A 26,807-nucleotide genomic window follows, 5' to 3' on the forward strand; every position below is an offset into this window, starting at 1 on the left:
CGTCAGCATGCCGGACAATCAACTTGACGTCGGCCCCTGGGGCCACCCCGGGGGCCGGGTAGGGAGTGCGGACGTGGAACTCACTGCTGCGCACTGGACGTACCTGGCAGGTGTGGTTGTCATCATCGGCGTGATGGTCGGACGGAAGAACGTCGTCGTCCCGGCCGTGCTCGCCACCTTCGTCACCGCCTGGGTCTACAGCGGAAGCCTGATCAAGGGCTTGACCGCCATCTTCTCGGCCAGCCTCACCGCCGCCTCACAACTCTTCAGCATCTTCCTCATCATCGCCCTCATCACGGCGCTGCTCGGTGCGCTGCGCGCGCTCGGCGCCGAGCACCGGATGGTCCGGCCGTTCCGGGGGCTGATGCGCAACGGCACCAGCGCCTTCTTCACCATCGCCGTGGTCACCTACTGCATCAGCGCGTTCTTCTGGCCGACGCCCGCCGTTCCGCTGATCGGCGCGATCCTGCTGCCCGCGGCGATCCGCGCCGGGCTGCCCCCGCTCAGCTCCGCCGCCGTGATCGCCATCGCCGGCCAGGGCATGGCGCTCTCCAGCGACTACGTGATCCAGGTCGCGCCGGGGCTCTCCGCCAAGGCCGCCGGGACCAGCACGGCAGCGGTCGCCGACCGGGCCATGGTGCTCTCGTTGATCACCGGCATCGTCGCGCTGGGCCTGGTGTACCTCAAGGGCCGCCGCACGTTCGTACCCCTCAGCGACGACAACGAGGAGCGCTGGCTCGCGTCGAGCGTCGCCGTGGAGGGCGCTGACGAGGTGGCGATGGCCGGCTCAGGCGGGTCCCGCCGGATCATCAGGTCCACCGCACGCAAGGCCGCCGCCGGCGAGGCGGCGGCCACCGGTACGACGTCCGGTACGCCAGCCGGCACGGCAGCCGCGGCGTCCGCCGGAGACGGCGCACCGCCGACCGCCACCCTGCTCGGCCCGCCGCCGGGCGGCGCGGACGACGAGCAGCAGGAGGCCGGGGCGGCGGCGGGCCGGGCGTCCGGCGGGGTGTCCGGCGGCACGGCGGTGCCACGCGCCGGAGGCGAGCCGGTGCGCCGCTCCCAGGCGTTCGCGCTGCTCGTACCGGTCGCGTTCGCCGGCATCGTCGTCTACATGCTGCTGGGCAAGTTCACCGACGCGGTGCCCGAGGTGCCGAGCGACGACACGGCGGGACTGGTGGGCGGCGTCGCCATGCTGCTGCTGTTCGCCGCCGCCCTGAGCCGGGACGGCGCGCACGGCCTCACCACCGCGGCGGAGCACGTCGTGGACGGGCTGGTGTTCGCGTTCAAGGCCATGGGTGTCGTGGTGCCGATCGCCGGCTTCTTCTTCCTCGGCAACCCGGACTTCGTGCGGACCATCGCCGGATCCCACGGCACTCCGCCGGCGTTCCTGTTCGACCTGGTGACCAAGGTCGAGCACGTCATCCCGGACAACGGCTTCTTCATGGCGTTCGCCATCCTGCTCATCGGCATGGTCACCGGCCTGGAGGGCTCCGGCTTCGCCGGGCTGCCGCTGACCGGCTCGCTCGCCGGTGCGCTGGGTCCCGGCGCGCACGTCGACCCGGCGACGCTCGCCGCGGTCGGGCAGATGGGCACCATCTGGTCCGGCGGGGGCGTGCTCATCGCCTGGTCCTCGCTGCTCGCCGTGGCGGGTGTCGCCCGGGTCCCGGTGCAGGAGGTGGTGCGGTTCTGCTTCCTGCCCGTGCTGGCGGGCCTGGCCGCCTCGGCCGCGCTGTCCACCCTGCTGTTCTGAGCACGCCCGTCCCGCACGGCGCCGGCACGGCACCCGCACGGCACTGTGCACAGAGATGTCCCGGCACGCTGTGCACAACCGCCATCCAATCAATCGGCGCCGCGACCTACTTTTGAACCACAGCACCGGGAATTCACGTCATGGAAGGACGGCCGGAGATGGCAGAGCTCCTGTCACGGGAAGAATTCCGTACCGCTCTGGAGGAGGCCATAAAAGGCCGCGAGGCCAAGAACGCCTCGTTCAGCCTGGCATGGGCGGAAGGTCGGCTCAAGCGCGAGCACTTCGCCCGCTGGGCGGAGAACCACTACCACTACGTCGGCCCGTTCGCCGACTATCTCGGCTATATCTACGGGAACACGCCGGACGAATTCACCGGCGCCAAGGACTTCACGCTCCAGAACATGTACGAGGAGGAGCTGGCCGACATCCGGCACACCGACCTCCTCATCCGGTTCGCGGAGGCCTGCGGCACCACCCGGGAGCGGATCGAGGACCCCTCGAACATGAACGCGGTCACCCGCGGCCTCCAGTCCTGGTGCTACGCCGTCGCCATGCGGGAGCACTTCGTGGTGGCGACCGCCGCCCTGGTCGTCGGCCTCGAGTCGCAGGTGCCCAGCATCTACAAGAAGCAGATCGTCCCGCTGCGGGAGACCTACGGGTTCAGCGAGGACGAGATCGAGTTCTTCGAGCTGCACATCACCTCGGACGTGGTGCACGGCGAGCGCGGCTACCAGATCGTGCTCGACCACGCCGACACCCCGCAGCTCCAGCAGCGTTGCCTCCAGTTCGTCCGCTGGGGCGCGGAGATGCGCTTCGCCTACACGCAGGCGCTCTACGACCACTACGTACGCCCCGACCTGGAGACGCTCGCCGCCTAGGGCCTCGTCGACGGGTCCCTGAACGGCCCGTCGACGACAGCCCTGGAACGGTGCGTGCACGGCGGCGGACCGGCCGGTCGCGGGTGTCCCGGCCGGTCCGCCGCCGTCCCGTCACCGGGCGACCCAGCCCCGAACGAGCCGGCGCCGCAGCCGGTGCGAAGGACCGGAGGAGTACATGTCCGACTGGGTGCACGTGGCCGATCTCGCGGACCTGGCCCGGCGCAAGAAGAAACTGGTGACCGCGGGCGCCACGAGCATCGCGCTGTTCCTGGACGACGGCGAGGTGTTCGCCTTCCAGGACTCCTGCGTCCACAAGGGCCGGCCGCTGTCCCGCGGCACGCTGCTGAACGGCCGGGTGATCTGCCCCGGCCACCAGTGGGCCTTCGACCTGCGCACCGGGCAGGCCGACGACCGCCCGGAGTGCCAGCCGGGGTTCCCGGTGCGCGTCGCGGACGGCCGGATCTGGGTACGGACCGAGCCCGCCGCCCCGGCCGCCACCGCGGCCGCGCAGCCCGTGCCGTCAAGGGCTCCCCAGACCGCCGTCCAACCCGTCCAACACGTCCAACACGTTCAGCCCGTTCAGCCCGTTCAGGAGTGACCATGCAGGACATCCCCCAGACCGTGGTCGCCGTCGGCGCGGGCCAGACCGCGGCCGTCGCGGCCCGTACCTTGCGCCGCCGGGGCTTCGACGGGCGCATCGTCCTCGTCGGCGACGAGCCCCACGCGCCCTACCAGCGGCCCCCGCTCAGCAAGGAGTTGCTGGCCGGCGAGCAGCAGCCTGCGGACGTCTGCGTGCTCAGCGAGCAATGGTGCGCCGACCACGGCGTCGAGCTCCGTCTGGGCGCCGCGGCCCACCGTATCGACACCTCGGAAGGCGCACTGGAACTCGCCGACGGTACCCGTGTCCCGGGCGACCGCTTCCTGCTCGCGACCGGTGCGCGGGCCCGCCGGCTCCCCGGCGTGGACGGCGAGCGGGTCGTCCACCTGCGGGGCCTGGACGACGCGCTGCGGCTGCGCGCGCTGCTGCGCCCCGGTGGCCGGGTGGTGATCGTGGGCGCCGGCTTCGTCGGGTCCGAGGTGGCGTCCACCGCGCTCGCCGCCGGGGTGCACCCGGTCGTCCTGGAGCAGGCCGAGGTGCCGCTCGGGCAGGTGCTGGGCAGCGAGATGGGCGGCTTCTGCGCCCGCCTGCACCGTGCGAGCGGTGTCGAGCTGCACACCGGGCAGACCGTCAGCGCGGTGCACGAGAGCGCGGACGGCGTGGTCGTCACCACCGAAGCCGGGCTGCGCGTCGAGGGCGACGCCGTGGTGGTCGCGGTCGGCGCCGTGCCGAACACCGACGTCGCCCGGCGGTCGGGGCTCGCCGTGTCCGACGGCGTCCTGGTCGACGAGGGCTGCCGCACCAGCCACCCCGCGGTCTACGCGGCCGGCGACGTGGCCAACCAGCACCATCCCCGGCACGATCGCAGGATCCGCGTCGAGCACTTCGACAACGCCACCAAGCAGGGCATGGTCGTCGCGAAGAACATCCTGGGCCGGAGCGCCGTCCACGACGAGCCGCACTGGTTCTGGTCCGACCAGTTCGGCCTCAACCTCCAGCACTGCGGCCACGCGGCCCGCTGGGACCGGCTCGTGGTGCGCGGTTCCCTCGACGAGCGCGACTTCATCGCCTTCTACCTGGACGGTGACGTCCTCACCGCGGCCTTCGCGGTCGAACGCGGCGGCGACGTCTTCGCCGTCAAGGAGCTGCTCGCCCGGGGCGCGGCGCCCGATCCACGGCTGCTCGCCGACGAGGACGTGGAGCTGGCGGAACTCCTCGACGAGACCGGCGCAGACGCCGACGCCGACGCGGGCGCCGTGCCGGTGGGAGGCAACTGACCATGGAGTTCCACCGCCTGGCACGCTCAGGACAGGTCCCCGAGGGCGTCGTGCGGCGCTTCTTCCTGGACGACCTGGAGCTGGCCGTCTCACGCTTCGAGGGCGAGGTGCACATCAGCACCAACTACTGCAGCCACCTCGCCTGCCTGCTCTCCTCCGGCAAGGTCACCGAGGACGGCCTGCTCTGCTCCTGCCACGGCAGCGTCTTCGACTACGCGACGGGTGAGCCGCTGTCGCCTCCGGCGGTGAAGCCGATCCGGGTGTACCCGGCGCGTGAGGTGGCCGGCGAGATCTTCGTGGGCTTCGAGGCCCCGGAAGCGCCGTAACGCGCCGGCGACGGCGCCCCATAGGGGCGCGGGGAACTGCGCGAGCAACCGGCCACCGGCATGGGGGTACCTCCCGCTCGAGCGAAGTCGAGAGTGGGGGAGGTCCGGACACGACGGAATCAGCCCCTTTAGGCCGGTGGCGACCTGCAAGGTCGCGTCGTGGCCGGTCGCGCAGTTCCCCGCGCCCCTCATCAAGCGCCTTCGGCGCCCCTCAGGGGCGCGTCGCGTGCGCCGTAGCGCAGTCCTTCTCCGTGGTCCCCTGATACAGGCACACCCGCACATACGGCGCGGTAGCCGTCCCGGCAGCCGCCCGGAACGTCCCGCACTTGTCCGCGTACGCGCCATCCGCCCCGGTCAGCACGGCCGTCCCGCCCGACGTCGTCGAGACATAACCGCGTACTCCCCAACCGTCCGCGAGGTCGTCGCAGACCCGCAGCGCCACGCTGCCGTCCGTGTAGCCGGTGACGTGGGCCGCGCCGGCACGCGACGCGGTGCCCGCGAGCGCGACGCCCGCGGTGTCGACGGCGGTGGAGTGGACCGTCAGCTGGGTGACCACCGGCAGGTGGTCGGAGGCGCTGGTCTGGACGGTGTGGGCGCTGGTGACGTCGAACGCGGGCGTGGCGTACGTGTAGTCGATGCGGGCGTCGTCGCCGTCGCCGGGGTGGGTCTGGGAGTCCGGGCCGGTGTTGGCGTTCACCTGCGTCCAGGCGTCGAGCCAGCCGGCCGCGGCGAACCAGGGGCGGATCTCGTCGTCGGGCCGGACGTTGAAGTCGCCGGTGAGCAGCATCGGGGTGGCCATCAGGTCGGCGGGCATCTTGTCGATGACGGCCTGCGCCTGCCGGTTGCGCCGCTCGGTCGCCTCCGTGCCGAGCCCCGGTGAGAGGTGGGTGGTGTAGATGCGCACGTCGGTGCCGCCCACGTTGATCCGGGCGCCGCCCAGGCTGCGGCGGACCGCGGTGGTGTCGGCGGGGTACTGCGGCAGCAGGTACGTCAGCTTCTCCAGGATCGGGTACTTGCTGACGATCAGGTTGCCGGCCGAGCCGCCGTAGGCGTTGTCGTCACTGCGGGCGTAGTGGGCGTAGTAGCCGGGGAACGCGTCGAGCAGCAGCTGCCACTGGTTGTCCCCGCCGATGTTGCTGTTGTCGTGCAGTTCCTGGAGGGTGATGACGTCCGGGTTCTCCTGCTTGATCACCGAGATGATGCGGTCGAAGTCGATGACGCCGTCCGTGCCCTGGCCGCCCTGGACGTTCCAGTCCAGGACCTTCAACGAGGTCGCCGTGACCGCGCCGGCGGGGGTGGCCAGCGGCGTGGCCACCAGTCCGAGCGCGGCCAGCGCGAGCACCGCCAGCAGGGCAGTGGCGCGGCTCAGCACCGCCGCCAGTCCGTTCGAGCCTCGTTCATCGGTCACCGACGTCTCCCCTCGCCGTGCATCGAACTCCGCGTGCCCGCGCGACGGGTCGGCGCGGCACCGGCTCCGCGGGCCGGCGCGGCAGTGTGTCGCGCCGGCACGCGCGCGGTCAAGAGCGCCTCGACGTAACGGTGTCGGGCCTGCGCACCGGTGCGTCGATCGCGTCGGGGCGCGTCACTTCGGTGCCGGCACCAGCACCCCGACCTCACTCGCCGCCGCGCTGCCCGACGTGCTGGACGCCGCCGTGAGCCGCACGTACCGGACGTCCTGCGGGCTCGGTAGCCGCACCGTCTTCGTGGCCGTGGTGGACGGCCAGACGCCGGAGGCGACGTCGGTGAAGTGCGTGCCGTCCCGGCTCACCGACAGGGTGTATCCGGTGATGGCGTCGGGGGCGCCGCCCGCGGTGAACGGCGGCTTGTACAGCAGCCCTTCGATCGTGCGGGTGCGGTGCAGGTCCAGCGTGAGGGACTGCGGCAGGGCGGCCTTCGGGTCGAAGTCGCTCTTCCACTGGTTCTCCACGACGCCGTCGACCGCGTACGCCGCCAGGTACCGGTGGTGCTGGTAGACGCCCGCGTGCTCGCTGCTGGCGGTGGCGGTGATCTCCTGGCGGGGCACGAGACGGGGCTGTGGCGCGGTGGCCGTGACGGTGACGTCGTCGAACTCGGCGTGCTGGTAGGAGGGGACGGCGATGCCCGCCTGGCCGGAGCTGTGGGTGCTGTCGTGGATCGTGCCGAGCGCCCGGCCGTCGACCGAGGGCACGATCGCGTCCCCGTGGAAGGACAGCGCCAGCCGGTGCCACCGGTCGACGCCGAACGCGGCGTCCTGGCCGGACGCGAGGGTGGTGTCCTTGCCGGTGCTGTCCTCCGTGTAGACGCTCCACGCGCCGCTGTCGTCGATCCGGAAGTGGTAGCCGGAGGTGGACACGGCGTCGTAGTTCTCGATCCGGCCCACCACTTCGACGGCACCGGGCTGTTCGAGCAGAGCGTCGGCGGCCACCTCGTAGTCGCCCCACCACAGGGGGTCGCCGACCACGCTGGTCGGCTGCTTGCCGCCGGCGTGCCACTTCAGCGGCGGGGTGGTGATCACCTGGCGGTAGCAGGTGCCGGGGCGCCCGGCACGGCACGGCGCGGCCTCGAACGCGCCCTGCTGGTCCAGGAAGTACGGCGCCATCCGGGTCCGGTCGAGGTGCTCGAAGTCCTGCCGGAACGGGAGCGGGAGACGGGAGTCGGCGTCGACGCCCGGGGGCGTGCGCAGCTCTCCCTTGTGCTGGCCGCGGGTGGTGCTGAGGGTGTAGACGCGGCCTGGTCGGAACGTGGCCGTGAAGGCGCGGTCGTGGGGGCGGACGTCGGCGCCGCGCACGAACCAGTCGGCGTCGTCGTCCGACGTGAGGTCGGTGGACCACTGGTGCAGCGTGGCGTCGGAGAGCCCACCGGAGACGTCGAAGCGCGCGGTGTCGGTGGCGGTCGCGTCCAGGGTCTCGACCACGATCGTGTAGTCACCGGTCGCGGGGTCGTGCAACGTGACGTAGCTGCCGCCGTCGGGCAGGTATCCGCTGGCCTGGTCCAGGTAGCGCCAGCCCGGTGCGGTGAACTGGGTGGTCTGCGCGTCGACCCAGACGCTGGCCGACCGGGTGACACGGCCCGACCAGGGCCATTCGGTGAGCAGCAGGCCGGTGCCGCCGGTCGCCGTGTCGCCGTAGAAGCCGCCCACCAGGGCCCAGTTGAGGTTGCCGGTGATCCGGGCGTCCAGGTAGTCGCGGTTCATGGCGCGCGCCAGCGGTCCTGCGCCGTCGTGCGCGGTCTGGGTGCTCTGCTCGCTGTTCCACAGCGGTTTGCCGCTGTCCAGGGCGTCCTGGTTGGCGTGGCAGTGCTGGTAGAGCGAGCGCCAGACGCACACGTCGTGCTCGCCCAGTACGTCCACGGCTGCGGCGTAGTCCGGATCGGCCTTCATCTGGGTGGCCGCTGCGAAGTAGTCCGGCGGTACGTGCTCGTCGGTGGCGACGATCTTCGTCTCCGGGTGGGCGGTGGCGAGCGCCCTGCGCAGGTCCTTGAAGAACGCGGCGGACGGCGGCGGGGTGTACGACTCGTTGACCCCGCCCACGTACCCGATGTCCAGGCCGTGCCGGGCCGCGCAGTCCAGCCAGTCGACGGTGTAGCCGACCTGGTCGTGCGACCACAGTCCGCCCTCGAACCAGCCCGGCGCGCCCCACATCAGTCCCGCGAACCGGATCGCGGGATTGCGCCGGTGGGCCTCCTGCATGAGCCACCACTCGATGCCGCGGTCGCAGTCGACGGCGCCCCGGGTGCGCTCGTGACTCGGCTCGGAGGTCACGGTGGAGTTGGTGTCACCGCCGATCTCGACCTTGAGCACCTGGAGCGAGGCCCCGTGGTGCGGCAGGAACAACGCGTCCAGGATGCGGCTGCGCTGCGGCTCGGGGTAGTCGTACAGCAGTTTCGAGGAGCTGGAGCTGATCGCGCCCACCCCGTCGAAGACCCGGCCGGGACCGGCGCCGTCGACCGGGATGCGGACGGGGTCGGCCGCAGCACCCGCGCCGGCACCGGCGCCGGCCTCGGCGGGACCGGCGAGCGCGGGACCGGCGAGCGCGGGACCGGCGACCGCGGGGCCGGCGAGCGGGGGACCGCCGAGCAGACCGGCCGCGAGCGCCGCGAGCATCACGAGTACGGAGGGGATCCGGGGTGTGCGACGGCGCCGTGTCATGTCGTTCTCAGCCCTTCTCATGTCGTGCTCCCGGTGCGGCCTGCCGGAAGGCGTCGTACGCGAGCTTGGGCCGGCGGGTGGCGAAGCTCGTCAGGCCCATCACGGAGACGCCGTTGTACTCCTGGTTGTAACCGGCGCGCTGCTTGTAGTCCTTGAGCAGCCAGTAGGTGTAGCCGGCCACGAACGCGGCGCGCTCGCTCACCTGCGACCAGTGCGCCCGCAGCGACGCGGCCTGCCACTCCTCGGTGCCCTCGGTGGTGTCCGGGCCGTGCGTGCCCGCGATCGACCAGGTGCCGTTCTCCGTGATCAGGATCGGCCGGTCCGGGTACTTCGCGTGCACCGCGTCCAAGGTGGTGCCGAGGTCCGCGTCGGCGCCGTAGAAGTAGCCGAAGTACTCGTTGAACCCGATCACGTCGGCGAGGTCGAAGGCCGGGTCGTTGCTGCTGGAGGACGCCCAGGTCACCGGCCGGGCGGCCAGGTCGACGGAGCGGATCGCCGCCTTGAGGTCGGCGAGCCAGGCACGGTAGACCGGGGCGCCGCCGGGGTCGATCTCGGACTCGTTCTGGAGTCCCCACAGGATCACCGAGGGATGGTTGTGCTGGGTCCAGGCCATGGTCAGGGCGAGGGCGCGGGCGAGCCCGTACTGCTCGGTCTGGAGCCGTTGCTGGGCCGTGTTGAGCCACATCGTGTCGATGTCGTCCAGCATCGTCACGCCGTGCCGGTCGGCCCAGTCGTAGGCGTACGGGTGGCGGTTGTAGACGCAGTTGCGGAGCAGGGTGACGCCGAGGTCGAGGGCGGGGGCCAGTTCGGCGTCGTACTCGTGCGGCGTCATGGCGCGACCGTGCGCCGCGGTCTCCTCGTGCCAGTTGATGCCCTTCAGGAAGAGCGGCACGCCGTTCAGCCGCAGTTCGGAGCCGACCACGGACACCTCGCGCACCCCGTAGCCGCCGGAGAGCGTGTCGACCCGCTGGCCGCCGGCGCCGGTCAGAGTGGCGCGTGCGGTCAGCAGCCGCGGGTCGGACGGCTGCCAGCGCGGCGCGTGCGGTACCGGGATCCGCACCGCGACCACTGCGGCCGACCCGGCCGGCACCGCCGCTTCCACGGTGCCCGCCGCCGCCCCGCTGCCCCGGCCCGGCGCCACCGTCAGCCGCCCCGCGAAGTCGGCCGCGGTGCGGTTCTCCAGCACCGCGTGGGCCGTGAGCGTGCCGTCGGCGGTGGTCAGCAGCAGCTTGGCGAGGGTGACTTCGGGCACCGCCTCCAGCCATGCCGAGCGGGTGATGCCGGCGTACGGCCAGTAGTCGACGGGCTTGTACGGGATCTCGTGGTCGTCGCTGACCGGCTGTGGCGGGACGGCGGTGTAGTCGACGTAACCGGCCCGGCGGAAGACCCGGACGGCGATCGTCCGGGGGCCGGTGGCCACCTCGGGCGGCACCGGCAGCGAGAAGGGCGAGTTGGCGCCCTCGTGCTTGCCGAGGTGGACACCGTCCAGCCAGATCTCGGCGCTGTAGCCGACCGCGAGGCAGTTCATCCGCACATGGCGGCCGCGCCAGGACGCCGGCAGCCGGACCCGGGTGCGGTACCAGGCGTATCCGTCGGTGAACGCCGTGCCCGCGCCGAACCGTTCACCGTCCAGTGACCCGAAGCCGGGGGTGTCGAGCAGGTCCCACGTGCCGGGCACGGCGATCGGGTCCCAGGCGTGGTCGTCGTGGTCCGGGGTCTGCCAGCCGGCCGCGAGTCCGGTGCCGTCCGGGTCGAAGCGGAACCGCCACCGGCCGTCCAGCGCCAGGTAGTCCCGGGTGGGTTCGCGGGTGCGCCATCCGTCGAAGGCGGGCAGCACGGCGCCGTACTGGAACACCACGCCGATCCCGCCGACCCGGCGCACCGTGGTGCCGGACGGCTCGGTGGCGGGGTGCGTGTCCAGGACCGGCGCGTCCGGGGCGGCATCGGGCGCCCGGTCGGCGGCCCGGGCTGCCTGCGGCCGGACCGGCAGGGCGATCGCTCCCGTGGCCAGGGTGGCCACCAGGGCACGACGGCGCGTCAGACCCGCACCTGAGCTGGGGTTTTCACGGAGTGCCATACATCCTCCCCGAGGACGACACGACGACCGGGTGGGCGGAGGGGCGTGAAGAGAGTGGCGTAGAGAGCGGCGTGAAGGGAGCGGCTTGGAGGGAGCGGCTTGGAGGGAGCACGGAGGAGCGCTGAGGGAGCACCGAGGGAGCACCGAGGGGGGCCTGAAGAAGCATGTGTTTTGCGCCATGAGCATTCGGGCATGAGAGGGCCCTGTCAAGAAGTATTAGTAATAAAGTAATTCTCGTACACCCCGTCAGGCCCTTGCTACGCCCTCGGTTGCACCCTCGGCTTTGCCCCTTCTCATGCCCTTTCGTGACGACCCGGCAGGTGACACATGAGCGCGCACCACCCGACCGCCGACCAGGCCAGCGGCCCTTTCGGCGACCGACTCGCCATCTCGCTGTGGGACTTCAGCTGGTACACCAGGGCCGGGCCCGGCGAACCCTTCGAAGACCTCGACCGGGCCTTCGCCGAGGCCGTGGAACGCGGCTTCAACACCGTCCGGATCTGCGCCATGCCGTTCCTGCTGTTCTCCGGGCGCGTCCCGGACCCGGACGCGGTGCACATCCGCGGTCTGGGCGCGGACTTCGGGCAGCGCACCCGCTGGTACGACGTGCGCGGCGGCTACCGGCTCGACGGCCTGCGCCGGCTCACCGACCTCTTCGAGGCCGCGGCCCGGCACGACTGCCGGGTGATCGTGTCTTCCTGGGAGTACCAGCAGTCCCCGTGCTTCGCCGACACCGACGGCTGGCACCGCGCGCTGGCCACCGTGCCGGGCCCGGAACGCGCCGAGGCGATGGCCGCTGCGCTCGCCGCGCTCCTGGACCACCTCACCGCGCACGGCCTCGCCGACCGGGTGGCCTACGTGGAGGTGCACAACGAGGTGGACAACTGCGCGCTGGTCCCGGCGGACCCGTCGACGCCACGCGCCGAAGGCGAGAGCCGTTACGCACGGCTGCACGGCCCGCTGTCCCGCGCCCTGGACCTGCTGCGCACCCGCCATCCGCACATCCCCGCCAGCTACTCCATCGCGGAGACCGACCCCCTGGACCTCGCCGACCTGCCGGAACAGGCGCAGGTGGCGCACTTCCACTTCTACGTGTACGGGGTGCTGGGCGCGCTGTACCGGGCCGTCGGGCTCGGTCACGGCAGCGAACCGGCACCGGACGCGGCGGCGTGGCCGACTCCGGAGCTGGCGGCCATGCTGCGCCCCGACGCCCCCGCCTTCGCCGACCACCGGCCCGACGACGCCTGGCAGCTGGCCGCGACCGGCATCCCGCGCGAGCTGTTCTACGTCCACGACTGGGTGGACCCCGACCGCTGGGACCTGTGGCTGTACGAGCACTACCTGCCGCACCGTGCGGCGATGCGCCAGACGCTGGACCTGTGGATCGACGCCGTGGCCGGCCTCGCCCGCCGCCGCGGAGTGCCCGCGGTGCTCGGCGAGGGCGTGCTGGGCTACACGCCACGGCTGGCGCGTTTCGAGGAGGACCCGGTCGGCAAGGACCTCGCCGAGTACGTCGTCGACCGCTGCCTGGCGGCCGGCTTCCACGGCACCGTCCTGACCTCCAACGCGGCGCCGCACCACCCGACGTGGCGCACCGACGCGGCCTGGATGCGCCGGGTGAACGCCCGCATCACGGGGGCGGCTGCGGGCGCCGAAGTTCATGACCGACAAGGAGAGGTACGGAGGTGAACATGCCCAAGCGAAGAACGGTCCTGGCATGGGGCGCCGCGTCCGCAGCGCCGGCCGCCCTCACCGGCTGCGCGGAGTCCCCCGGTGCCGTCCGGATGAGCGCCCAGACCCGGCGCGGCCCCGGTCAGCGGGTCAAGCTGGTCTTCTGGACCTGGATACCCATTCAGAACGTCGTCGACGTCTGGAACAAGGCCCACCCGGACATCCAGGTGGAGCTCCAGATCGTGCCCGCCAGCACGTCCGGCGGCTACCAGAAGATGCATGCCGCACTCCAGGCCGGCAACGCCCCGGACATAGCCCATGTCGAGTACGGCATCCTGCCGGAGTTCATGCTGGTCAACGGCCTGACGGAGCTGAGCCGGTACGGCGCGGACAAGCTGAAGAGCGCATACGTGGACTGGCAGTGGAAGCAGTGCGTCTTCGGCGGGAAGGTGTACGCGCTGCCGCAGGCATCGGGCCCGATGGGCTACTTCTACCGCAAGGACGTCTTCGACCGTCTCGACCTTGCGGTGCCCGCCACCTGGGACGAGTTCCGGCGGGCCGCGATCACGATCAGAAAGCGCGGCGGTGGCGCCCGGATCTGCTCCTTCCCGCCCGCGAACGCCGGCTGGTTCGCCTCCTTCGCCTGGCAGCGCGGTGCGCACTGGATCCGCGCCGACTACCCGAGCGACACCTGGATCGTGGACGTCACCAGCCGGGAGTCCCTGGAGGTCGCCGACTTCTGGGACGGCATGATCCGCGACGACCTGGTCACGGTGATGGCGGACTCCAACAGCGCCTGGTTCAACGCGGTACAGCGCAGCAAGATCCTCAGCTGGGTGGGCGCGCAGTGGTGCGACGCCCTGCTACGGGTCAACACACCCAGCCTGAAGGGCAGGTGGCGGGTGGCGGACATGCCGCAGTGGGAGGCCGGCCGGCAGACCTCCAGCAACTGGGGCGGCTCCTCGGTCGCCGTCCTCCAGGGCAGCCGGCACCCGGTCGAGGCCATGCAGTTCGCGCACTGGCTGAACACCGATCCGACCAGCATCGACATGCTCATCGCCGCGGGCTACGGCTGGCCGGGCGCCCGTGTCGACTTCCACACGACGAAGCTGGGCAAGCCGGACCCGTTCTTCGGCGGCCAGGTCTACAACGAGGTCTTCGCACGCTCCGACCGCCGGGTCGACACCTCCTGGCAGTGGTCGCCCACCAACACCCAGTCCATCGCGCATGTCTCGGACGCCTTCGGCCAGGCGATCGCCGAGCGCTCCACCCTCGTCGGCGCGCTACGCGACTCCCAGCCACGGATGGTGGACGACCTGAAGGCCAAGGGCCTGAAAGCGAGGGCCGCATGATGCCCGGTTCCCCCGAGGCCACCGGGTCCGGCGCCGGTGGGCGGGCGGGTACGGGTGCGGGCGCCCGCCGCTCCGCCCGCCCCGACCGGGCCGCCTGGTCCTTCCTCGCACCGTTCCTCGCCGTCTTCGCGTTCACGTTCGTGCTGCCGATCGGCTACGCGATCTACCAGAGCCTGCTGAAGGTCGACCGCAGCGGCCCGATGGGCCTGGGCCCGGCCAGGGTCGGCTTCGCGGGCCTGGACAACTACGCGTTCGCCCTCCAGCAGGTCGGGTTCATCGAGTCCTTCGGGCGGGTGCTGCTCTTCGGCATCGTGCAGATACCGGTGATGCTGCTGCTCTCGACGGTGCTGGCGCTGCTGCTGGAGCACGTCCCCGCACGGTTCTCCGGGCTGCTGCGGGCCTCGTACTTCCTGCCGTACGGCATCCCGGGCGTGATCGCCACCCTGCTGTGGGGCTTCCTCTACATTCCGGGCATCAGCCCGATCACGGATCTGCTCGGCGACGCGGCACCGGACTTCCTGGGCTACCACGACCTGCTGTGGTCCATCGCCAACATCGTCATCTGGGAGTTCGCGGGCTACAACATGCTGATCATCGTGGCCCAGCTGAAGTCCATCCCGCAGGAGCTGCTGGAGGCCGCGACGATCGACGGGGCGGGGCCCTGGCAGACGGCGCTCCGCGTCAAGCTTCCGCTCGTCCGACCGGCGCTCATCCTGACCTGCGTGTTCTCCATCATCGGCACCTTGCAGCTGTTCGTCGAACCGCTCATCCTCAAGCCGGTCGCGCCCGCCGTGATCAACGACTACACGCCGAACCTCAGCGCCTACAACGACGCCTTCAGCAACGCCAACGTCTACCCGGCGGCGGCCAAGGCCGTGCTCCTCGCGCTCGTCGCCAGCGCCCTGTCGTTCGGCTTCCTCACCCTGGTCACCCGCAAGCAAAGGAGCGAGCGGTGAGCGCCACCACCCCGGGCACCGCCACGGTGCCGACCCCGGCGCCGGCACCCCCCGCCGCCGCGCACGGCGCACCGCGCCGCCATCCCCTGCGGCCCGGCCGTATCCTGCTCGTCGCCGTGCTGGCGATCGCGGCGGGCTACTTCCTGCTGCCGGTGTACTGGCTGCTGATCGCCGCCACCAAGTCGACGGACAAGCTGAACGGCAGCTTCGGCCTCTGGTTCGACCACCCGCAGCTGCTGGACAACCTGCGGCACGTCTTCACCTACGAGGACCACATCTACCTGCGCTGGGTGGCCAACTCGGCGCTGTACGCCGGGGTCGGCGCGACCCTGGCCACCCTGCTGGCCGCCGCGGCCGGCTTCGCCCTGGCCAAGTACCGCTTCCGCGGCCGGGAGGCGATCTTCAGGATCGTGCTGGCGGGCGTGCTGCTGCCGCAGACCGCGCTGGCGCTGCCGCTGTACCTGGTGTTCAGCCAGCTCGGCCTGGTCAACACGTACTGGGCGGTGCTGATACCGAGCATCGGCTCCCCGTTCGGGGTCTACCTGTGCCGGATCTACGCCGAGTCGGCGGTCCCGGACAACCTGCTGGAGGCTGCCCGGGTCGACGGGGCGCACGAGGGGCGGATCTTCTTCGGCCTGGTCCTGCGGATCATGTCGCCGGCCCTGGTCACCGTCTTCCTCTTCCAGTTCGTCGGCATCTGGAACAACTACTTCCTGCCCCTGGTGATGCTCTCCGACCAGCGCAAGTACCCCATCACCCTGGGCCTGGCCACCTGGCAGACCGCCGCCGACCGGGTCCCCGAACTCATCCAGTACACCATCGGCGGCGCCTTCGCCTCCGTCATCCCCCTGGTCATCGCGATGCTGGTGCTCCAGCGGTACTGGCGCACCGGGCTCACCGAGGGCAGCGTCAAGGAGTGACTTCCTCCCCCCTCGTGAACGGCGAGGGGCGGAAGCCGCCCGCTCCCCCTTCCCCCCTTCCCGCTTCCGGCTTCCCGCTTCCGGCTTCCGGCTTCCGGCTTCCGGCTTCCGAAGGAATGTGCTCGACCTTTGCGCTTCCGTAGGATGCTCGTGTCTTGCGGGGGAGGCGAGATGGAGTTCCGACTGCTGGGACCGTTGGAGGTCGTCGGGGACGGGGAGCCGGTGTGCCTTGGCGGGCCGCGGGAGCGGGCCGTGCTGGGGGCGTTGCTGCTGCGGGCCAACCGGATCGCGACCGTTCCCTATCTGGTGGACGCGGTGTGGGACCGGTCGCCCGCCTCACCGGAGACCAATCTGCGCACCTACGTCACCGGGTTGCGGCGGCGTCTCGGTACGGCGCCCGACGGCTCCGCCCGGCTGCTGACCAAGGACGGTGGCTACCTGCTGGTCGCCGGGCGCGACGAGCTGGACCTGACCGTCTTCGACGACCTGGTCGAACGGGGCGACCGTGCGCTCGCCGGGAACGACACGGAGGCGGCGGCCGAGTCGTTCCGCTCGGCCCTGGACACCTGGCGCGGTGAGCCGCTGGACGGGTGCCGCACGGGACCGGGGCTGCGGGCCGAGCTGGCCCGGCTGCGGGAGCGGCGGCTGCACGCCGTCGAGCAGCACGCGAAGGCGTGCGTCCGGCTGGGGCAGCACGGGGCGGCCATCGACGACCTGCGGCGGCTGGTCGTCGAGCACCCGCTGCGTGAGGAGCTGTGGGCGCAGCTCATGATCGCGCTGTGCCGGTCCGGCCGGCGTGCCGAGGCCCTGGAGGCCTATGCCACGGTGCGGCACCGGCTCGTCGAGGAGCTCGGGGTGGATCCGGGCGCGCGGCTGCGCACGCTGCACGCGGAGATCCTCCGTGACGACCAGGACAGCCCCGAGGTCGGCCCGCGGATGGCCGCCGAGCCGGCGGTCCGGCCCGCACAGCTCCCCGCCGACCTGCCCACGTTCACCGGTCGCGACGACGAGCTCCGCCGGCTGCACGACCTGCTGCGCGCCGATCCGCCGTCGACGGTGCGAGTCGGCGCGATCGACGGGATGCCCGGCATCGGCAAGACCGCGCTGGCCGTGCACACCGCGCACCAGCTGACGCCGCACTACCCGGACGGGCAGCTGTTCGTGGACCTCCACGGCCACACCCACGGCATCGAGCCGACCAAGCCCGCCAAGGCACTCGACCAGCTGTTACGTGCCCTCGGCGTGCCCGGCGAGATCGTGCCCGACGAGGTGGAGCCGGCCGCGGCGCTGTACCGCAGCCGGATCGCGGGCCGGCGCATCCTCGTCGTGCTGGACAACGCCGCGGACGAGGACCAGATCGAACCGCTGCTGCCCGGCACCCCCGGCTGCCTGGTCCTGGTCACCAGCAGGCGCCGGCTGACCGGCCTCGACCACGCCGTCCCGCTCAGCCTCGACGTGCTGCCGCTGCCCGACGCGGTCGCCCTGTTCACGGACATCACCGGCCCGCAGAAGGACGTCGAGCCGGTACGCGACATCGTGCGGCTGTGCGGGCAGCTGCCGCTCGCCATCCGGATCGCGGCGGCCCGGCTGCGGGCCCGCTCCAGCTGGACCCTCGACCATCTCGTCGACCGCCTGCGCGACCAGCGTCGCCGGCTGGGTGAGCTGTCCTCCGGACAGCGCGGTGTCGCGGCGGCCATCAGCCTGTCCTACGGCCAGCTCCGCCCGGACCAGCAACAGGTGTTCCGGCTGCTCGGCCTGCACCCGGGCGCCGACGTCGACGCCGCCGCCGCTGCCGCGCTCACCGGCACCGGGAGCCCCCAGGACGCCGAAGACGTCCTGGAGACTCTGCTCGACGCCCATCTGCTGCACCAGCACCACACCGGCCGGTACCAGTTCCACGACCTCGTCCGTGCGCACGCCGCCCAGACCTGCCACGAGCACGAGCCGGCAACGGCCCGGCAGTCGGCCCTCACCCGGCTGCTCGACCACTACGCCGGCGCCGCGACGGCCGCCATGGACGTGGCCTACCCGAACGACATCCACCGCCGGCCCCGCTGGTCACGGCCCGCCGCCGCGCCGGCCGACGAGACCCGGGCCACGAGGTGGCTCGACGACGAGCAGGCCAACCTGCTCGACATGGCCGCACACGCCGCCGGACACGGCTGGCCCGCGCACGCGGTGCACCTGTCGGCCACCCTGTCCCAGCACCTCGAGACCCGAGGGCACCTCATCGGCGCCGAACGGTTGCACACCGAGGCGGTGACCGCCGCACGGCGGATCGGCGACCGCGCCGGCGAACTGGCCGCTCTGAACGCGGCCGGCCTCGTCCACCGGCTGCGCGGCCGGCAGGACCCGTCCCGTGACTGCTACCAGCGCGCCCTCGACCTGGCGCGCGACCTCGGCGACCGGCAGGGCGAACTCAACGCGGTACGGGGCCTCGGCAACAGCCACCACATGCAGGGCCACTTCACGCAAGCGGCCGGCCACTACCGGCCGGCGCTGGCCCTCGCCCGCGCCATCGGCGACCAGGGCACCGAGGCCGACGTGCTGCGGGGCATCGGTGACATCCACCGGCTGCGTGGCGAGCACACCGCAGCGGCCGACCACTACCAGCAGGCCCTGGAGATCGCCATCGCCTACGGCGACCGCAACCGCGAGCTGCACGTGCTGTTCGGCCTCGGCAACGTGCACTACTCACGCGGCCAGTTCGAGCCGGCCGCCGAGCACTACAGGCGCAGTCTGCGCCTGGCACGCGTCACCGGCGACCGCAAGGGCGAGCTGTACGCACTCCTCGGACTCGGTGACATCCACCGCATGCAGGGCCGGCCGGAGGCCGCGCTCGACACCTACCTCCAGGTGCTGGACCTCACCAAGACGATGGGCAATCTCAACTACCAGTTCGAGGCCCTGCACGCCCTCGGGCACGCCTACCTGCTGGTCGGCGACGCCGACCGCGCGCTCACCCACCAGCAGGACGCCCTTGCCCTGGCGTGCAACCTGGAACAACTCAGTGACCAGGCCCGCGCCCACGACGGCCTGGCCCGCGTCCACCACGCACTCGGCCAGGGCGAGCAGGCCCGCCCGCACTGGGCACGGTGCCTGGCCCTGCTCGACGAACTGGGCCTGACCGAGGTCGAGGACGTCAACGCGGAGTCGGTCAGGGCCCAGCTCGCCGAGCACATCCACGCCCCGTAGCGGCGCGCGGATCGCCCGTAGGGGCGCGGGGCTCAGAGCGCCCACCGCACCACGTCCTCCAGCAGGTCCACGCCCGGCGCCGGCGCCGCCTCGTCGAAGTGCCGGCATCGGTCCCGGGCGCGCCGCCGGCCCCCGTCAGGCGGACTCCGGAAGGTCCGGTATCCGGCCGTCGACGGGCAGCGTGGGCACGTCCACCGGCACCGTCTCCGGGTACTTCAGGCCGGCTCCGGTGTTGAGCACGACGACCTCCTCGTCGCCGCGCAGCCAGCCCGACGCCCGCAACTGCTCCACCGCGGCGAAGCAGGCGGCGCCCTCCGGGCAGATGAACGCGCCTTCGACGCGGGCCAGCGCCGCCTGCGCGGCGAGCAGGTCCTCGTCGGTGACGGCGATGGCGGTACCGCCGGTCTCCCGGACCGCGTCCAGGACCAGGAAGTCACCGAGCGCCTTGGGCACGGTGATCCCGAACGCCACCGTGCGGGCGTCGGGGAACGGCTCGCTCTCCCGTGCCCCGCGCTCGTAGGCCTCGACGATCGGCGCGCAACCGGTCGCCTGCACGGCCACCAGGCGGGGCAGGTCACCGTCGATCCAGCCCAGCTCGCGCAGCTCCAGCAGCGCCTTGTGGATGCCGATGATGCCGACGCCGCCGCCGGTCGGGTAGAGGATCACATCCGGCATCCGCCAGCCGAGCTGTTCGACGATCTCGTAGCCCATCGTCTTCTTGCCCTCGATGCGGTAGGGCTCCTTGAGGGTGGAGATCTCCTGGTAGCCGGTGCGTTCGGCGACGGCGGCGGCCACCAGCCGGCCGGCGTCCCCGATCAGACCGTCCACCAGGTACAGCTCGGCGCCGGAGACCACGCACTCGGTGCGGGTGATCTCGGGGGCGTCCGTGGGCATCGCGACCAGGCTGCGCATGCCGGCCCGGGCCGCGTACAGCGACCAGGCGGCGCCGGCGTTGCCGTTGGTCGGCATCGCGATGCCGGTGACCCCGAGTTCGGCGGCGCGCGACACGCCGACCGCCGCACCGCGTGCCTTGAAGCTGCCGCTGGGGATGAGGCTCTCGTCCTTCATCCTCAGCGCGGGAACGCCCAGCGCCGCGCCGTAGCGCGGCAGGTCGAGCAGCGGGGTCATGCCCTCGCCGAGGGAGACCACGTTCCTCTCGGACCGTACGGGCAGCATCTCGTGGTACCGCCACAGCGAGGCGGGGCGAGCGGCGATCTCCTCCTTGGTCACCGTGGCCCGGACCCGTTCCACGTCGTACCGGGCCAGCAGCGGCGCGCCGGCCGGGGAGGTGCCCTGGATCACGTCCGGATCGTGCCGGCTGCCGGTCCGTGAGCATTCCAGATGGGACAGGGCGGAGTACGCGGGCATGGGGTCCCTTCGCTGGTCTGGCCCGCACCCGGCCCGCACACGGGCCGGCCGGGGCTCGGGTGGCGGTGGCCATCCAGAGCAGATCCCATGCCGCGTACATCAGTCAAGCGTTCAACTTGCTCGGGGAGCGGCGGGCCCGAGCACGGACGAAGACGGATGAAGACGGATGAAGCCGAACGAAGAACGAAGAAAGGCGGACGAGGGCCGTGGCCGAATGGGGGGCGGTCACGACCCTCGTCCTGGTTCCGGTGCACTCCGGCTCAGGGTGCGCACCGGACGTGGGTGGGTGCGCCGCGACTACCGGTTCCCGTGCACCGGTCCGACCCGCAGGTTCTGGACGGTGGAACCGACGCACTCGTCCTTGTTCCACGGGATGTTCGTCGACTCCTTCTGGTTCGGCGGGTAGACCCGCAGCGTCGGAACGTTCGTCAGGTCGCACTCGTCGGCCGAGTAGCCGCCCTGGCCGTTGACGGTCTCCACCTCGGCCCAGGCGTGCCCGTTCGGCAGCAGCGTCACGGACTTGGTGCTGCCGGCGGTGCGCACGGCCGCCTTGCCGAGCTGGGTGTTGTGGGCCTTGACGAAGGAGACGCCGGGGTAGCCGGTCAGGGTGCACGGCTGGCTGCCGGTGTTCTGGAAGACGATCTGGAAGCCGGTGTGGCCGGCGGCGCTGCTGGTGTTCTCGGTGGTCGTCTTCAGCCGGCTGGTCGCACAGGCCGCGGGCCCACCGGCCGCGGACTTGCCCTGGGAGCCGGCGGAGCCGGACGTGCCGGACCCGCTGGAGGACTCGGAGCCGCTCGACGACTCGGAGCCACCGGACGAGCCGGTCGGCCCGGACCCGGTCTTGCCGTTGGACGTGTCGCTGTCGCTCGTCGCGGCGGACGAGCCGCTGGTGTCGGACGAGGACGAGGCGTCGTCGGGCCCGCAGGCGGTCAGCGCGAGTCCGAGGGCGACGAGCACGACGGCCGGAACGCCGCGGCGAGCGGTCTTGGTGAGCATGGCGGTTCCTCTTCTTCCGTAGGGGGTGGCGGTTGTTCCGCTGGGGAAGACCTTGCCCGGCTGCCCTCGGTCAACGTGCGTTACACGCCGGATACGAAATACGTACGGCGCGAGCACATTCGAGGAGACGTCCACGCCGTTCGACCGCCCGGGTGCACGGCGCGCCCGCCGGCGTCCCGTCCGACCGCGCGACGGGCGTCCCTGGCCTGGCCGGTCCGCGCCCCTCTGGGGTCGGCGGCACCCGCGGTGGAGAAGTAGGGTCTGGCTCGGTCCGCCCGATCCCCTGTTGGAGTCCCCGATGAGCACCCCACCCTACCCACCGCCCGGCGCACAACCCCCCGCGTCGCCCGCCGCCCCTCCGGCCTACGCCGCGCCCCCGTCCGCGTACGGAGCCCCCGCCCCGCAGGGCGCACCGCCACAGCAGGGTTACGGCTACCCGGGACCCCAGCAGGGCCATCCCGGGCCCCAGCAGGCGTACCCGCAGAACGCCGCGCAGGCGTACCCGCAGCAGCAGTCGTACCCGGCGCCGCAGCAGTACGGTGCACCGCCTCAGCAGTACGGCGCGCCGCCGCAGCAGATATCGCCCCAGCATGTGCAGCAGCAGCCCTACGGGGGCATGGCGCCCATGCCGATGCCCATGGGTGCCGGTGCGGGTGCCGGTGCCGCCGGCTGCGAAGTCTGCGGGGCCGCGCCCGCCGCGCAGGTCACCATCCGTGGCCACCAGGGCATGGTGCTGATGATGCGCTTCCTGAAGCGCCGCGGGGTGTTCTGCCGCAGCTGCGGCCTGGCCATCTGGCGTGAGATGCAGTCCGACACCATGGTGCAGGGCTGGTGGGGCATGGCGTCGGCGTTCATCACCCCGCTCACGCTGCTGTTCAATCTCCTCGTCCTGTCCACCATCCGCGGCGTCCCCGCCCCTGCCGCCATGGGATGGCGCCCGCCCGCCGACCCCGGCAAGCCGGTGATGCTCCGGCCGGGCGCCCTGTTCCTCCTCCTGCCCCTGGTGCTGATCATCGCGATCGCGACGTCTCCGTGACGCCGTCCCGGCAGCAGCCGAGAATTCGGGAGCGGAATCTCGGGGGCGTCTGGGACAGTCATCGAGTGGGGACGAGTGCGGATGGCACAGCGCGGGCCGAGTGCGCGGCGCGGGCCGAGTACGAGGCTCATGTGACGGTGCGCTGCGCGGAGGGCGACCTGCCCCGGCTGCGGTCGTGGGCCGAGGACGCCGGGCTGAAGCTGACCCGGATCGTGCTCGCCCGCGGCCGGATGGTGTCGCAGCCGATGCTGACGCTGCGCGGAGCGGAGAGCTTCGACGGGCAGCGCAGGGCTGCCGAGGCGCTGGCGGAGCGGCTGGGCCGGGTCGGTTTCGCGTCCTCACGGGTGAAGATCGAGGCCTCGCCGTGGGCGCCGGAGGTTCCTCAGGACGACTGCGAGGCGGCCGGTCTGGGCCCGGGCCGCTACTTCGAGCATCACCTCAAGCTGCTCCTGGACACGGGCGACGACCTCGAGGAACTGGCCGCGCTCGCCAGCAGGCACGGCGCACACCTGTCCTGGAACGCTCGCCGGGTACGGGCCGCCGGGCGTCACGAGCGGTTTGTCACCCAGCGCTGCCATGGTGTGGGGGCGCGCCGGGCCGGGCTCAGGCTCGCGGCGCTACGCGATGCGGTGCAGGTGGCCCATCATGTGCTGTCCGTGGAGCGGGAGTTCGTCCTGTACGACAGCAATCCGTCGGTCGACGACGGGTGGATCACGGAAGGACCGATGCCATGACCGGTGCGGAGTCCGGCACGACCCGGACTTGGTATGACCACGGCTGGCGCAAGTCGGTGCTCCCGACGGAACCTCTCGGCGAGGAGGACCGCACGGCCATTGGCCTGCCGCGAACCCTGCGGCCGTTGGCGGGCGAGGACCTGACGCAGGGCACGGTGTTCGATCCGGCGCTCAAGCAGTACACCAGCGCGTACCGGGCGGCGGATCCGTCGTTCGATGACCCGGCGAGGACCGGTGCGTGGCGAGCGGCGCGGCGCCAGGCCATGGACCTGGTGCTGGCGGCGATCGCCGGCTCCCCGTGGGCCGCCTCGCTGGTCCTGCGTGGCAGCGTGCTGATGGCGGCATGGTTCGGCGAGGCCGCCCGGGAGCCGGGCGACCTGGACTTCGTGGTGGTACCCGCCGACTGGGGCATCGAGGACGACCGCACGGCCGCGCTGTTCGACGGCATCCCCCAGGTGGTGCAGGGTGCGGCCGAGGAGTGCGGGAGCGGCCTGCGGCTGGCGGCCGAGGACGCCGTCAGCGATGACATATGGACCTACGACCGGGTCCCGGGGCGCCGTCTGGTGCTGCCCTGGTCGGCACCGGGGCTGCCGGGCGGCCAGGTGCAGATCGACTTCGTCTTCAACGAGCAGCTGCCCAGGGCCGTCACCACGACCCGGGTCCCGGCCCTGGGCGGCGACGGTGAGGGCGCGCTCCTCCGGACGGTGACCCCGGAGCTCTCCCTGGCCTGGAAGGTCATGTGGCTGATCAACGACAGCTATCCCCAGGGCAAGGACCTCTACGACGCCGTCCTGCTCGCCGAGCGGTACCCGCTGCCGTACGCACGACTGGCGGAGGTGTTCCGGCTCTCCGGCGAGTGGCCGCACGCCGACCGGCAGGACGTGCGTCTGGAGGACTTCGACGAGATCAACGAGTACGTCGAGTGGGAGGACTTCCTCACGGAGTACCCGCATGTCGACGCGACGGGGCAGGAGTACGTGGGGCGGTTGGTCGAGGCCCTGACACCGACGTTCGCGCGTCCGTAGGGCCGTTCCGTAGTCCCTGGGTCCCCGCTGGGGGGAGGGTCAGCAGCCTCCTCGCGTGTCGCCTCGTCCGACGGGCGAGGAGGAGAGGATCGGATTGAGGGGTGAAGCGGGCACCTCCCCCACGCCCACCCCCGGCATCCAGCACTTCAGGTCGTTGCGCTGGGCGTCGTTGGTGGGCTCGGCGATGGTGTTCCGGGCGTCCATGTAGATGACGGTCATCACCTTGCGGGCGGACGCGGACCGGTTGGACGCGGCACGGTGGAAGGTCCAGCCCTGGTGGAAGCTGACGTCGCCCAGCCGGAACGGCGTCTCCACCAGCTCGAAGTCCTGCTCGGCCAGCGCCCGCTGCACCTCACGCTCGGAATCGTCGCTGATCGGCAGGTCACGTCCGAACGCGAAACGGTGACTGCCGGCCGCGAACGCCAGCGGCCCCATCTCGTCCGGGGTGTCCTGCAACGGCACCCACGCGGTGACGGTGCGGTCCGTGGCCAGCGGCCAGTAGTACTGGTCGGCGTGCCAGGGGGTGATGCCGCCGCCGGGCTCCTTGTACAGGGCCTGGTCGTGGTAGAGCCGGACGTCGTCCACGCCCAGCAGCTCGGCGGCGATACGCGCGAGGCGTCGCGAGAACACGAACTCCGCGACCCGCTCGCTGTGCCGCCACAGGTTGATGACCTGGAGGAACGCCTTGCCGTAGGTGTCACGCTCGGCGAGCGGCAGGTGCTGCGTGTTCAGCTCGATCACCTTGCCGGTGATCTCCGGCTCGTACGCGGCGAGGGTCTCGGGCGACAGTACCCCGGACAGCTTGACGAAGCCGTGGTCGTCGAAGTGCTGGCGGGAAACGGCGTCCAGGGCGTAGGGCTGGTGGAGGTCGTAGGGGACTGCCGACTCCGTCTCAACGGATTCCGTGGATGTCATGCACCCAGGCTGGCCGCACGCCGCGCGACCGGCCACGCCTGTGATGGCGAATACCGGTACTTTCTTGCCCGCATTCCGGGTTGCGGGCCGGGGAACGGGGCATCACGGCAGGATGCGAGCGACGTTCGAGCATGTCGTCCCCACGCCCGCGATGTCGTGGAAACTCTGGGTGCGCAGCGAACCGCGGTTCTCCTCACACTGGCACTTCCACCCCGAGTTCGAACTGACCCTGATCACCCGCGGCACCGGCACCCGCGTGGTCGGCGACAGCGTGCAGGACTACGGGCCGGGTGACCTGACGTTGCTCGGCCCCGACCTGCCGCACTCGTACGCGTCGGCGCCGCCGGCGCCCGAACGGGACGGTCCGGGCGGACATCAGGTACACGAGGCGGTCGTGGTGCAGTTCCGCCGCGACTTCCTCGGCCCGGACCTCTTCGACCGGCCCGAGTTCGCGCCGGTGGGCGCGCTGCTGGAACGGGCGTCGCGGGGCCTGCACTTCCCCCGCCCTACCGACCCCGTCGGCTCCCCCGCCCCCACCGACTCCCCCGAGGAACTCCTGGGCCTCCCCCCGGCCGAACGAACCCTGGGCCTGCTCCGCCTCCTGGTCCACCTCGCCGACCGCGACGACAACCGCCCGCTCGCCGGCGCCCGGTACAGCCCGTCGCTCAACCGTGCCGCGGGCCAGCGCATCGACGCGATGATGCGGCTCCTGCACGCGTCGTACGCGCGCCCCATCGCCCTGGAGGAGGTGGCCGAGGCGGCGCACATGGCCCCCACGTCGGCCAGCCGCTTCTTCCGCCGCACCACCGGCACGACCATCACCGGCTACCTCAACGGCCTCCGGGTGCAGGCCGCGTGCCACCTGCTGGCGGAGACCGACCGACGCATCGCCGACATCGCCGCTGACTGCGGTTACGGCAACCTGGCCAACTTCAACCGGCGCTTCCGGGAGGTGCGGGGGATGGCGCCCCGCGAGTACCGCGCCCGGTTGCGGGAGGGGTGAGCGACCGCTCCCGGCCCGGTCAACCACCGCCGTGCAACGGCAGCCCCGCGACCACGGAGGTGCCCCGGACGGGGCGGGGTCGGACCGTCCAGGCGGCGGCCAGCCGGTCGACGATGACGAGGCCCCGGCCGGCCTCGGCCGCCGCGTCCGGGTACCTCAGCGCGGGCAGCTTGCCGCCGGGGTCGCCCGGGTCGGACACGGCGACCCAGTAGTGGCCGTCGGCCGGCCACAGCACGAGTTCGACCAGATCCTCGTCCTCGGCGTCGGCCCCGTATCGGATGGCGTTGGTGACCAGCTCGGAGGTCAACAGCCCCAGCTCGTCGGCGAGCTGGCCCCGCACCCCTTTGGGCAGCGCACCGGCCACGGCACACCGGGCCCGTCGCACGGAGAGCGGACGGGCGGGGAAGCGCCAGTGGGCGGGTACGACGGGGATTTCGGGCATGACGAACTCCGTTCCGTGCGTGGTGAGGGTGGGCGAGCAGGGCAGCTGGGCGTGCTCGCGCGGTGCGCTGCCGGTGTTGCAGTGTGTAGCTAGCGCGGTACTGACCGTAGAGCACCGAGTGATAGATTGGCCACCGGCTCGCACACATTGGCCCCAAAG

At 71.9% G+C, this 26,807-nt stretch carries 21 protein-coding genes; 14 read left to right on the forward strand and 7 right to left on the reverse strand.

Annotated features, from left to right (window positions below; genetic code table 11):
- Positions 1–73 precede the first annotated feature (73 nt).
- The 5 genes from NQO67_RS36270 (at position 74) to NQO67_RS36290 (ending at position 4,832) form a co-directional block, all read left to right on the forward strand.
- Positions 74–1,753 carry a hypothetical protein gene (locus NQO67_RS36270; RefSeq protein ID WP_255954712.1) on the forward strand — a complete coding sequence of 560 codons (1,680 nt, stop codon included), beginning with the start codon at positions 74–76 and terminating at the stop codon, positions 1,751–1,753.
- A gap of 158 nt (positions 1,754–1,911) precedes the next feature.
- The gene (locus NQO67_RS36275; RefSeq protein WP_255954713.1) at positions 1,912–2,631 is read left to right on the forward strand and encodes an iron-containing redox enzyme family protein; all 720 of its coding nucleotides are present in this window, start codon (positions 1,912–1,914) and stop codon (positions 2,629–2,631) included.
- 175 nt (positions 2,632–2,806) lie between these two features.
- Positions 2,807–3,229, forward strand: coding sequence for a Rieske (2Fe-2S) protein (locus NQO67_RS36280; protein WP_255954714.1), 423 nt, complete (start codon positions 2,807–2,809; stop codon positions 3,227–3,229).
- A 2-nt stretch (positions 3,230–3,231) separates the two neighbouring features.
- Positions 3,232–4,506, forward strand: coding sequence for an NAD(P)/FAD-dependent oxidoreductase (locus tag NQO67_RS36285; protein WP_255954715.1), 1,275 nt, complete (start codon positions 3,232–3,234; stop codon positions 4,504–4,506).
- A 2-nt stretch (positions 4,507–4,508) separates the two neighbouring features.
- The gene (locus NQO67_RS36290) at positions 4,509–4,832 is read left to right on the forward strand and encodes a Rieske (2Fe-2S) protein (protein ID WP_255954716.1); all 324 of its coding nucleotides are present in this window, start codon (positions 4,509–4,511) and stop codon (positions 4,830–4,832) included.
- A gap of 211 nt (positions 4,833–5,043) precedes the next feature.
- On the opposite strand, the gene NQO67_RS36295 is transcribed toward NQO67_RS36290, so the two are convergent.
- From NQO67_RS36295 to NQO67_RS36310, 3 genes are all read right to left on the reverse strand, one after another.
- Positions 5,044–6,240: an endonuclease/exonuclease/phosphatase family protein gene (locus NQO67_RS36295; RefSeq protein ID WP_255954717.1), complete on the reverse strand. Its 1,197-nt coding sequence runs from the start codon at positions 6,238–6,240 to the stop codon at positions 5,044–5,046.
- Between the two features lie 174 nt (positions 6,241–6,414).
- A complete protein-coding gene (locus tag NQO67_RS44010; protein ID WP_305126700.1) occupies positions 6,415–8,979 on the reverse strand; it encodes a discoidin domain-containing protein in 2,565 nt (854 codons plus the stop codon).
- Positions 8,966–11,035 carry a glycoside hydrolase family 2 protein gene (locus NQO67_RS36310; RefSeq protein ID WP_255954718.1) on the reverse strand — a complete coding sequence of 690 codons (2,070 nt, stop codon included), beginning with the start codon at positions 11,033–11,035 and terminating at the stop codon, positions 8,966–8,968. Before NQO67_RS36310 ends, NQO67_RS44010 begins: the two co-directional genes overlap by 14 nt.
- 327 nt (positions 11,036–11,362) lie before the next feature.
- Here NQO67_RS36310 and NQO67_RS36315 point away from each other — a divergent pair, with 327 nt between their 5' ends.
- From NQO67_RS36315 to NQO67_RS36335, 5 genes are all read left to right on the forward strand, one after another.
- The gene (locus tag NQO67_RS36315) at positions 11,363–12,724 is read left to right on the forward strand and encodes a cellulase-like family protein (RefSeq protein ID WP_255954719.1); all 1,362 of its coding nucleotides are present in this window, start codon (positions 11,363–11,365) and stop codon (positions 12,722–12,724) included.
- Between the two features lie 2 nt (positions 12,725–12,726).
- Entirely contained in the window at positions 12,727–14,058 is a 1,332-nt protein-coding gene (locus NQO67_RS36320) for an ABC transporter substrate-binding protein (RefSeq protein WP_255954720.1), read from the forward strand.
- Entirely contained in the window at positions 14,058–15,014 is a 957-nt protein-coding gene (locus NQO67_RS36325; protein WP_255954777.1) for a carbohydrate ABC transporter permease, read from the forward strand. The genes NQO67_RS36320 and NQO67_RS36325 overlap by 1 nt, the downstream gene beginning before the upstream one ends.
- Complete coding sequence (locus tag NQO67_RS36330) at positions 15,011–15,934, forward strand: carbohydrate ABC transporter permease (RefSeq protein WP_374119244.1); 924 nt, start codon at positions 15,011–15,013, stop codon at positions 15,932–15,934. Before NQO67_RS36325 ends, NQO67_RS36330 begins: the two co-directional genes overlap by 4 nt.
- 171 nt (positions 15,935–16,105) lie before the next feature.
- Positions 16,106–19,129: an AfsR/SARP family transcriptional regulator gene (locus tag NQO67_RS36335; RefSeq protein WP_255954721.1), complete on the forward strand. Its 3,024-nt coding sequence runs from the start codon at positions 16,106–16,108 to the stop codon at positions 19,127–19,129.
- Between the two features lie 135 nt (positions 19,130–19,264).
- Here NQO67_RS36335 and NQO67_RS36340 read toward each other — a convergent pair whose 3' ends face one another.
- Together NQO67_RS36340 and NQO67_RS36345 are read right to left on the reverse strand one after the other, a co-directional pair.
- A complete protein-coding gene (locus tag NQO67_RS36340) occupies positions 19,265–20,497 on the reverse strand; it encodes a threonine synthase (RefSeq protein ID WP_255954722.1) in 1,233 nt (410 codons plus the stop codon).
- A gap of 297 nt (positions 20,498–20,794) precedes the next feature.
- Positions 20,795–21,493 (reverse strand): DUF4232 domain-containing protein, encoded by a 699-nt coding sequence (locus NQO67_RS36345; protein ID WP_255954723.1) that lies wholly within the window; start codon positions 21,491–21,493, stop codon positions 20,795–20,797.
- Between the two features lie 298 nt (positions 21,494–21,791).
- Here NQO67_RS36345 and NQO67_RS36350 point away from each other — a divergent pair, with 298 nt between their 5' ends.
- The 3 genes from NQO67_RS36350 (at position 21,792) to NQO67_RS36360 (ending at position 24,288) form a co-directional block, all read left to right on the forward strand.
- Positions 21,792–22,529 (forward strand): hypothetical protein, encoded by a 738-nt coding sequence (locus tag NQO67_RS36350; protein ID WP_255954724.1) that lies wholly within the window; start codon positions 21,792–21,794, stop codon positions 22,527–22,529.
- A gap of 65 nt (positions 22,530–22,594) precedes the next feature.
- Positions 22,595–23,263 (forward strand): hypothetical protein, encoded by a 669-nt coding sequence (locus tag NQO67_RS36355; RefSeq protein ID WP_255954725.1) that lies wholly within the window; start codon positions 22,595–22,597, stop codon positions 23,261–23,263.
- Positions 23,260–24,288, forward strand: a complete 1,029-nt coding sequence (locus NQO67_RS36360; protein WP_255954726.1) for a nucleotidyl transferase AbiEii/AbiGii toxin family protein — start codon at positions 23,260–23,262, stop codon at positions 24,286–24,288. Before NQO67_RS36355 ends, NQO67_RS36360 begins: the two co-directional genes overlap by 4 nt.
- A 39-nt stretch (positions 24,289–24,327) precedes the next feature.
- Here the strand turns inward: NQO67_RS36360 and NQO67_RS36365 are convergent, their stop codons facing one another.
- Complete coding sequence (locus tag NQO67_RS36365) at positions 24,328–25,203, reverse strand: phytanoyl-CoA dioxygenase family protein (protein WP_255954727.1); 876 nt, start codon at positions 25,201–25,203, stop codon at positions 24,328–24,330.
- A gap of 112 nt (positions 25,204–25,315) precedes the next feature.
- On the opposite strand from NQO67_RS36365, the gene NQO67_RS36370 reads away from it, so the two are divergent.
- Entirely contained in the window at positions 25,316–26,206 is an 891-nt protein-coding gene (locus tag NQO67_RS36370; RefSeq protein WP_255954728.1) for an AraC family transcriptional regulator, read from the forward strand.
- 19 nt (positions 26,207–26,225) lie between these two features.
- Here the strand turns inward: NQO67_RS36370 and NQO67_RS36375 are convergent, their stop codons facing one another.
- Positions 26,226–26,648, reverse strand: coding sequence for an ATP-binding protein (locus NQO67_RS36375; RefSeq protein WP_255954729.1), 423 nt, complete (start codon positions 26,646–26,648; stop codon positions 26,226–26,228).
- Between the last annotated feature and the right edge of the window lie 159 nt (positions 26,649–26,807).

The organism is Streptomyces odontomachi, assembly GCF_024435355.1.
Taxonomy (GTDB): Bacteria; Actinomycetota; Actinomycetes; order Streptomycetales; family Streptomycetaceae; genus Streptomyces; species Streptomyces odontomachi.